6 protein-coding genes, 1 tRNA gene and 1 rRNA gene are annotated in these 7,460 nt (G+C 61.5%); 3 read left to right on the plus strand and 5 right to left on the minus strand.

Going from position 1 to position 7,460, the window contains the following annotated elements; all coding sequences use genetic code 11:
• The first annotated feature begins 8 nt into the window (after positions 1–8).
• Genes nuoE through nuoG form a run of 3 tightly spaced genes read left to right on the plus strand, consistent with a single transcriptional unit; the run spans position 9 to position 4,399 of the window.
• Entirely contained in the window at positions 9–518 is a 510-nt protein-coding gene (gene nuoE / locus HX898_RS32580) for an NADH-quinone oxidoreductase subunit NuoE (protein ID WP_138334950.1), read from the plus strand.
• Between the two features lie 4 nt (positions 519–522).
• Positions 523–1,788 (plus strand): NADH-quinone oxidoreductase subunit NuoF, encoded by a 1,266-nt coding sequence (nuoF, locus tag HX898_RS32585; RefSeq protein ID WP_138334949.1) that lies wholly within the window; start codon positions 523–525, stop codon positions 1,786–1,788.
• A 31-nt stretch (positions 1,789–1,819) separates the two neighbouring features.
• Positions 1,820–4,399: an NADH-quinone oxidoreductase subunit NuoG gene (nuoG, locus tag HX898_RS32590; protein WP_180196783.1), complete on the plus strand. Its 2,580-nt coding sequence runs from the start codon at positions 1,820–1,822 to the stop codon at positions 4,397–4,399.
• A 75-nt stretch (positions 4,400–4,474) separates the two neighbouring features.
• Here the strand turns inward: nuoG and HX898_RS32595 are convergent, their stop codons facing one another.
• The 5 genes from HX898_RS32595 to rrf all read right to left on the minus strand — a co-directional run bounded on the left by HX898_RS32595 (position 4,475) and on the right by rrf (position 7,455).
• Positions 4,475–4,915 carry a CBS domain-containing protein gene (locus HX898_RS32595; protein ID WP_138334948.1) on the minus strand — a complete coding sequence of 147 codons (441 nt, stop codon included), beginning with the start codon at positions 4,913–4,915 and terminating at the stop codon, positions 4,475–4,477.
• A gap of 45 nt (positions 4,916–4,960) precedes the next feature.
• Positions 4,961–5,527 (minus strand): NADH-quinone oxidoreductase subunit I, encoded by a 567-nt coding sequence (locus tag HX898_RS32600; RefSeq protein ID WP_138334947.1) that lies wholly within the window; start codon positions 5,525–5,527, stop codon positions 4,961–4,963.
• 10 nt (positions 5,528–5,537) lie between these two features.
• Complete coding sequence (gene nuoH, locus HX898_RS32605; RefSeq protein ID WP_138334946.1) at positions 5,538–6,539, minus strand: NADH-quinone oxidoreductase subunit NuoH; 1,002 nt, start codon at positions 6,537–6,539, stop codon at positions 5,538–5,540.
• 593 nt (positions 6,540–7,132) lie between these two features.
• Positions 7,133–7,209 (minus strand) — tRNA-Met (locus HX898_RS32610).
• Positions 7,210–7,340: 131 nt separating this feature from the next.
• A 5S ribosomal RNA gene (gene rrf, locus HX898_RS32615) occupies positions 7,341–7,455 on the minus strand.
• Positions 7,456–7,460 lie beyond the last annotated feature (5 nt).

Here is a 7,460-nt window from a genome sequence, read left to right on the forward strand (position 1 = left end):
TGAATGCAATGACCATGCGCGAAAAGATAAAAGACGCAGCGGCGCGGTATCCCGACCAGCGCTCTGCGATCATGCCCGCGCTTCTGATCGCGCAGAGGGAGCATGGCCATCTGCCTGGTCAGGTGCTGGAAGAAGTCGCCGACATTCTCGGAGTCGAACGGATCTGGGTCTACGAGCTGGCGACCTTTTATACGCTCTTCCATACCGAGCCGGTGGGCATGTTCCATCTGCAACTCTGTGACAATGTTTCCTGCATGCTGTGCGGAGCCGAGGACCTGCTGAAGCATCTGGAAACGGCGCTGGCGATCAGGAAGGGCGACACCACGCCGGACGGGATGTTCACGCTTTCCTCCGTCGAGTGCCTCGGTGCCTGCGAGATGGCTCCGGTGATGCAGGTCGGCGACGATTACCATGGTGCCCTTGATGTCGCGCGGATAGATGCACTTTTGGACAACCTGCGGGCTACAACGGAACGGGTCGCGAGCATCGAGCCCTCTACGCGACCGCAGGGAGAGTAGCGCCATGTTCGAGCCGGTTCTCCTCAAGAATGTCGCCGCGCCGGACAGTCACCTGCTGTCGACCTACGAGGCTGGCGGCGGCTACCAGGCACTGGCGAAGGCGCTGCGCGAATACACGCCTGACGAGGTCGTTAACCTCGTCAAACAGTCCAACCTGCGCGGTCGCGGCGGTGCCGGATTCCCGACGGGCATGAAATGGAGTTTCGTGCCGAAGCAGGTCGACAAGCCGAAATATCTTTGCTGCAACGCCGATGAGGGCGAGCCAGGCACCTTCAAGGACCGGATCATCATGGAGCGCGATCCGCATCAACTCATCGAGGGGCTGGCGGTAAGCGCCTATGCGATTGGGGCCAAAACCGCCTATGTCTACATCCGCGGAGAATATGTGACGGCGATCCGTCGCCTGGAGCAGGCGATCGCCGAGGCACACGAAAAGGGTTATCTGGGAACGGGCATTCTGGGCTCGAATTTCGATTTCGCCGTCCACATCCACTGCGGCGCAGGCGCCTATATCTGCGGCGAGGAGACTGCGATGCTCGAGTCGCTCGAGGGCAAGCGGGCGCAGCCGCGATTGAAGCCGCCGTTTCCGGCCGTGGCCGGGCTCTACGCCAGCCCGACTGTGATCAACAATGTCGAGACGCTGGCCTGCGTGCCGCATATCGTGGCGCGGGGCGCGGACTGGTTCCGCGGCATCGGCCCGGACAAGAGCCCCGGCCCGAAGCTCTACTGCCTCAGTGGGCAGGTGCGCAAACCCGGCCTCTACGAGTTGCCGATGGGCATACCACTGCGCGAGCTGGTCGAGGAACATGCCGGTGGGGCCTTGCCGGGACGCAAGATCAAGGCGGTGATCCCGGGCGGGGTCTCAGCGCCGGTCATCCCTGAGCACGGGCTGGACGTGAGGATGGATTTTGACTCGCTGGCTGCCGCCGGCTCGATGCTCGGTTCGGCTGGCGTTATCGTGATCGACGATAGCACCTGCATGGTCAAGGTCGCCACCAGGATCATCGAGTTCTTCCACCATGAGTCCTGCGGCAAGTGCACGCCCTGCCGGGAAGGATTGAACTGGGTCGTGAAGGTCCTGCGCCGGGTTGAAGGCGGGGATGGCGCACCCGGCGATCTGGAGCAGCTGGAGATGCTCTGCAAGGGCATTTTCGGCAATACGTTTTGTGCCTTGGGTGACGGTGCAGCGATGGGATTGCGTGCAGCACTCGCGCATTTCCGAAATGAATTCGTCGCCCATGTCGAGGAGCGGAGGTGCCCGTTTCACTGAAGGAGTGCTGGATCAGGGTTGTGAGGAAACCATGCTTAAAGTCACGATCGACGAACAAACGCTGGAAGTTGAGGCTGGCTCGACTGTGCTGCAGGCCGCCCAGCGTTTGGGCATCGACGTCCCGACCTTCTGCTATCTGAAGCGGCTGCCGCCGCTGGCTTCGTGCCGCATGTGCCTGGTGGAGATCGAGGGCGTGCGGCGGTTGCAGCCGTCCTGCGCCACTGCGGTCACTGATGGCATGGTCGTGCGGACGAACACGCCTCTGATCGAGGAAACGCGCTCTTCCATGCTCGACATGCTGCTCGCCAACCACCCCCTCGACTGCCCGATCTGCGACAAGGGCGGCGAATGCGAGCTTCAGGACATGGTAATGGCCTACGGGCCCCGCGAAAGCCAATTCCGCGATGACAAACGTGTGTTCCACTCCGAGGACATTCGTCTGAGCCCGGTCATCATCATGAACGTCAACCGCTGCATCCAGTGCCAGCGCTGCGTCCGGATGTGTGAGGAGGTCGTCGGCGCGGTGGCGCTGGGCACCGTCGAAAAAGGCATGGATACCGCCGTCACCGGCTTCGAGGGCAGTCTGGCGAGTTGCGACCAGTGCGGCAATTGCGTCGAGGTCTGCCCGGTCGGCGCGCTGATGAGCTTCCCCTACCGCTACAAGGCGCGCCCCTGGGATCTCGTAGAGACCGACACGGTCTGCCCGCATTGTGGCACCGGTTGCCAGCTGACGGTGGGCACGCGCAAGGGCGAGTTCATGCGGGTGCGCTCGAAGTGGGACGAAGGTGTCAACCACGAAACTCTCTGCGTGCGAGGACGCTTCGGTCTCGATTTCGTTGCAAGCCGGGACCGGATCAAGCAGCCAATGATCCGTCAGGATGGCGCCCTGGTTCCGGTTTCCTGGGACGAAGCGGGGGGCTATCTGCGCCGGCGACTGTTGGCCGTCGAGAGCAAGGCTGCCGGCGGGCTGGCCTCGCCTCGCCTGCCCAACGAGGTGCTTTATCAGTTCCAGAAGCTGATGCGAACAGTATTCCGGACCAACAACATTGATTGTTCGTCACGCTGGGCCGCGCCCTTCGATACGCTCGGCCCGCTATTGGGAACTTTCTACAGCCGCACGCCGCTGGACGACGTAATCGGCAACGACTGCGTGCTCGTCGTCGGAGGCAATATAACCGAGGAGAACCCGGTCACCGAATACCTGCTGCGGGACGGCGCGCGGCGGCGGCAGACCGGATTGCTCATGCTATCGGCGCGGCCATCGCGTCTGGACGCCGATGCCAGGGTGGTGGTTCGTGTGCCTCCGGGCGGAGAAGCGGCAAGCCTTGCGGCGGTGGTGGCCGGTCTCGTGGCGGCAGCTGGTCAGGCCTTGCCGGGCGGCGCTTTTGCGGACATCGACGCGGCAATCGGCAGGCCGGCGGCGGGCGCCGGCAGTGACGGGCCGGATCGCCTGGCCGCCGCGCTCAAGGAAGGCCGCAGCGTCACCGTGCTTGTCAGCGTCGACCTCCTGAGATCACCCGAAGCGCGCGCGACGCTGCAGCAGCTCAACAACCTGCTGCACGTTCTCCGCCTGCTCGGCAAAGACCCGGCGATGCAGTTTCTCTTCGACCGTGCCAACCAGATGGGCGCCTGGGACATGGGGGTCCTGCCGGCGGCTCTGCCGGGGCTGCGGGCGGTCGCCGATGACGCGACGCGCGCAACTCTTGCACGAAACTGGGGCGCCGAAATCCCGTCTGAACCCGGCGCGGATCTCGACGCCATGCTGGAGCTCTGCGTCGGTGGGCGGATGGGCGCGCTCTACATCGTCGGAACCGACCTCCTGGTCGCCTATCCCGACCGGGACTTTGTGACGCGGGCGCTTGGCGCCGCCGATCTCCTGATCGTGCAGGACGCGTTCCTCACGGATACGGCGGGCATGGCCGAGGTCGTCTTGCCCGCGGCGGGCTACGGCGAGGAATCCGGAACGTTCACCAACAACGAGGGTCGGATCCAGAATGTTCGCAAATTCAGTGAGCCCGTTTTCGAGGCGCGAGGCAATCTGGCGATTGTCGACTTCGTCGCGGCGCTACGCAACCAGGCGCTGCGGCCATCGACGCAAGCCGAAATTTTCGACGAGATTGCCCGGCTGCTTCCGGCCTATCAGGGGTTGACGCAGGACGGGCTTGGCGCCGACGGCGCATTCACCAAGGCGGTGCCAACATTACCGGCTGGCGTGTTCCTTGCGCCGCCACCCGTTCCAACAGCAGCCGACCGGCTCATGCTGATCACCGGCGACTGCCTGTTCCACAACGGATATCTTTCCGAACGGTCGGACATCCTGAACACGGTCGCCAACGATCCCTATGTCGCGATGAGCGCGCAGGATACCGCGGAGCTTGGCCTTTCGGATGGTGATCAGGTAATCGTGCGTTCCGGCCAGGGCGAACTGACGGCGCAGCTCAAGGTCGACAGGCGGTTTCCCAAGGGCCTCGTCTTCGTTCCGGAAAACTATAGAGCCTTGCGTCTCAACAGCCTGCTGCGGCGGGGCGAATATCCATGCGCGGTGGAAGTCCAGAAGTCGCATGCGACTCTTGAGGTCGACCGCCCAGGCCGGATCTGGCGTGGGGTCTGAAGATTTGGGGTCGGGGCACCGCAAGGCCCCGCGGCAAGCTGCCCGCCCCAGCGTCTTCACATCGAGTTGGCGACGTCAGTGATACCTAGTCCCGCATATGTAATCCTGCAGATCCTGCTCTGTACGCTGCGCTTCGTCGAGCCTGTGTTTAACCACGTCGCCGATGCTGACCACGCCGACAACGTCGCCTCCATCCGTGACCAACACATGGCGCGTACGCCGCTGGGTCATGATCCCCATCGCGACGGGCAGCAAATCCTGTGTCGAACACGTCGCCACATTGCGGTTCATGATGTCCGCGACCCGCATCGCCGCCGCCTCAGCCCCGTATTCCGCCACCGCATTGCAGCAGTCCCGCTCCGACAGCGTACCGAGATATTTGCTGTTCGATCGGCTCACGACGACGAAGCCGATATTGTTGTCTCGAAACAACCTCAGTACCTCCACCATCGTCTGATCGGGAGCGACTGCGATGACACCGACACCCTTGTTCTTCATGATTTCACCGACAAACATCTAAGCCTCCTTTCCGAGCGCTTCGGTTTGACAGCTGGCGCGCGTTCATGTTCGCCGGATATTCCGCCACCAGTTGTAGCCCTGCGTCTCTTTCGTCTCGACAAGTACGTCCTTCTTCGTATTCAGGCGCGCGGCAACCACGCCCCCGCCGGTTGCCGCCTTACCCGGCTTGGCGAGCAGGTCGTCGCGCCCGATCACCAGGTCACGCGAGGAAAAACTCGAAAATTCATACTGCTGGCCAAGCGCGATCGCATCCGCCGGACAGGCGTCCTCGCACAGCCCGCAGAACAGGCAGCGGGCCGTGTCGATCTCGAATTTGGCCGGGTGCCGCTTGCCCTTCTCGTCCTCGTAGGGGACGACTTCGATACAGTCGCAGGGACAGATCCGCGCGCAGAGTTCGCAGGCCACGCACTTGATCTCGCCCTCTTCATCACGCGTCAGGAAGTGATGCCCGCGATAGCGGGAGTAGGGCAGCCACTTTTCCTTGTCCGGATACTGCATGGTCACGGATCTGGAGAACATGTAGCCGAAAGTCAGAGCCAAGGCGCTCGCCAGATCGGCAAAGAACGCCCAACCAATCCATGTTCCAACTCTGTCCTGCGCGCGCGACATCGCCGCCTCGCTACGGAGCCGCTACGACCCCTAAAAGTACACCGGTTATAATTATGTTCGCCATTGAAAGAGGAAGCAAGACTTTCCATCCGATCGCCATCAGTTGGTCGTAGCGGTAGCGGGGGAAAGTGAAGCGGAACCAGATAAACACATAGACGAAGAACGCGACCTTGAGCACAAACCACAGGAGCGGTGGCAAGGGAATCAGAACTCCGTTCCAACCGCCGAAGAACAGGATCACCACCAGGACAGACACAAGCAATACGATGGCATATTCGCTAACCATGAAGAAGGCAAAGCGGATACCGCTGTATTCGGTATGGAACCCGGCCCCTAGATCGCCTTCCGCTTCCGCCAGGTCGAAGGGAATGCGCTGCGCTTCGGCCAATCCAGCGATGAAGAACACGAAGAATCCGACCGGTTGGTAGACGATGTTCCAGACGTCGGCCTGCGCCCGCACGATCTCGAGAAGGCTCATGGATTGCGCCAGCATGACCACGCCGATGACCGCGAACCCCATCGGGATTTCGTAGCTGATCATCTGCGCGCAGGTTCTGAGGCTGCCCAGGACAGCGTATTTGCTGTTGGAGGCCCAGCCGCCGAAGATGACGCCATAAACCTCGATCCCGATCACCGAGAAAACGAAAAGGAGCGCCACATTCATGTTGGAGACGTAGAGCGTGATCTCGTGGCCGAGGACCGAGACAGTTTCGCCGAAGGGGATCGCGACGAACACCACAAAGGGCGGGGCGAGCGCCAGGATTGGCGCCAGTTTGAACAGGAACCGGTCGGCCTCGGCCGGGATGTGATCCTCTTTGGTCAGGAGCTTGATTCCGTCCGCTACCGGCTGCAACAGCCCGTGCCATCCCACGCGCATCGGCCCCATCCGCTGCTGCATGTGCCCGGCGATCTTGCGTTCCAGCCAGGTTAGCGGCAAGGGTAGCAACAGCAGGATCGCAATCAGGAACGCGACCTTCAAGACGATCAGGCCAAGGGCGACGATAAGTTCCATGATCCCGGCTACTTATTCATCGGGTTGAAGCGCGCCCGGACTTTGGCTCCGGCTATACAATGAGCACTGCGCGCACTTGTCAGACTACATGGTACAACGGCGAGGCACCTCATACAATGCCGTCGCAGTTATGTTGCCGCTGGCTATGATGTGTCCGGGCTCAGGACGTTTTGAGACGAGTGGTTCGCTGTGCAAGATGAAAGCTTCGCGTTTCCGCCGATTGCACGGCACCATGCGTATCAAACCGCCGAGGCTCTCATCGCAGCCGGATGAAGTTCCGTGGCAGGTCAGCTGGCTCCGGGGAGCTGGACACCCTGCAGAAACGCAAAAAGCTCCTCGACCGCTATGGCGAGGAGCTCAAGGGCAAATACCCTGAATGGGCAAATTTGTAAGTATCGTTGGTTGCGGGGGCAGGATTTGCCCCGTTCGGGTCTTAAAACAGTCCACTGGACTGTTTTTATCGGGCGTTGCCCGAGCGACCGCTCACCCTTCAGGTTATGGTGAGCTTCGCGAACGAGGAGCTACCATCGCCAGGGAAAGCGAAGCTTTTCCGCCAGCGATAAGAAGGTAGATGCTGATCTTTAAGAGGAATTTGGTTGCGGGGGCAGGATTTGAACCTGCGGCCTTCAGGTTATGAGCCTGACGAGCTACCGGGCTGCTCCACCCCGCGCCATGTGCAAATCTTTGAGATTTGCTGCAGTATTATAACACGAAAGGCCGCTTTGTGAGCGGCCCTTTTATTTCGGCTATGGGCCGTAGTTTGTGATGAGAAGATTGTTTTACATCAGTTGCGCTTTGCAGACCTGGCAGCGACCTACTCTCCCGCGTCTTAAGACGAAGTACCATGGGCGCAGGGGCGTTTCACGGCCGTGTTCGGAAAGGGAACGGGTGCAGCCACCCCGCCATAACCACCAGGTCGGC

It is taken from the genome of Rhizobium sp. WYCCWR 11128 (assembly GCF_013416305.1).
Lineage (GTDB): Bacteria > Pseudomonadota > Alphaproteobacteria > Rhizobiales > Rhizobiaceae > Rhizobium > Rhizobium indicum.